Source organism: Roseibium sp. RKSG952, from assembly GCF_009711355.1.
This window is the reverse complement of sequence record NZ_SMMF01000498.1, coordinates 1-1,384: the sequence shown is the minus strand read 5'-3', so window position 1 is coordinate 1,384 and position 1,384 is coordinate 1. Positions and strand designations below refer to the sequence as shown.

Annotated in this window: 2 protein-coding genes; both read right to left on the bottom strand. The window is 56.9% G+C overall.

Annotated features, from left to right (window positions below; all coding sequences use genetic code 11):
- Positions 1-995 (bottom strand): condensation domain-containing protein (locus E1297_RS01790; RefSeq protein WP_244327594.1); only part of this gene is annotated, 995 nt, incomplete at its 3' end.
- A gap of 25 nt (positions 996-1,020) precedes the next feature.
- Positions 1,021-1,384, bottom strand: a 364-nt coding sequence (locus E1297_RS01785) for a phosphopantetheine-binding protein (protein WP_155133131.1), incomplete at its 5' end; no start/stop codon positions are given.

The following is a 1,384-nucleotide window of genomic DNA, read 5'->3' as shown; positions in this document are numbered from 1 at the left end:
AACGCATGCATGACCAGCAGGACCTGAAACACGGGTGTCTCGTTGACCGGGCGCAGGCCCAAGGCAGCTACAATCTCTTCGAACGGAACATACTGATGTGCAAACGCATCGTTGACCGTGCCCTTTGCCCGGTCAAACAAGTCATTGAAGGTTTCTTCATGATCCACCTGCGTACGGAGCGACAACGTATTCCCGAAATACCCGAATTCATCCCAAAGCGCCGCATCTGGCTTCATCACATGCGGCGTCCCCAGGACGATGTCACCAGAAGGCGTCACACGCGACAACAGGCCCGAGAGCGCGGCAACAAACACCATGAATGGCGTCCCCCCCCGTGCAACTGCGTAGGCCTCAATCGCCCGCCACTGCTCGCTCGTGAACCCGGCCGTTTCCGTCCGGCGCCCTTCATGCTTCCGTTCTGCCGGGCGCGCATGATCAAACGGCAGCTCCAGGACTTCCGGCGCTCCATTGAGGTGACGCTTCCACCAATCGAGCTCCTGCTCAAGGATACCCGCCATCGCCTCAGAGCGTTGCCAGGCAGCATAATCGGCATAATGCAGTGAAATTTCCGGAAGATCAGCACTCCGGCCATCACGCGCAGCCTCGTAAAGGGCAAAAAAGTCCGAAGGCATCACATGGCTGAGAGACCAATTGTCTCCCACACTGTGGTGAACAGCAAAACACCACACATGCAGCTCTTCAGACAACTTCAGAACCAGAGACCGGCATGGATGATCCATGCCTAAATCATAAGGCGCTGCAATCACCTCCGCGCAACGGTCAATCGCCTGCCGCTCAATGGAGGCAAACGCCTCCCCACGCGCTGACCAGTCCTCGTAATGCACCTTCAAAATCCCGACCGGATCAATCTGCTGGTAAAGACGGCCGTCTTCACTCACAAGCCGTGTGCGCAGCACTTCATACCGGTCTAGAATGCCCTGCACTGCAACCAGCAGCGCTGGGGTGTCTGCTTTGCCCCGAAGAACCAAAGGCAAGCCTTCGTTGTAAACCGGCCGCCCTTCATGCAGACTGTTGGCCCCACATCCGCTCCTGCTCAAACGAAGCAGGTATCGGTGACGAGCGATCCACATACGTCACTGGCGGCAAAGCCTCTCCAAGGTCCTCCTGCAGCCGCTCAGCCATCTCGCGCACTGTCGGGCTTTCAAACACGAGTCGTACCGGAACATGCAGTCCAAGCGCCTTTTCCAGACGCATTGCAAACTGTGCTGCGAAGATCGAATGCCCGCCAATATCAAAGAAATTATCATCAATCCCGACACGCTCAAGCGTCAACCGATCATGGGAAATCACATCCCGCATGATCTGACACATCAGCGTTTCCCGCTCGTCCCTTGGAGCTTCGTAGACGGCTTGAACAACGGCG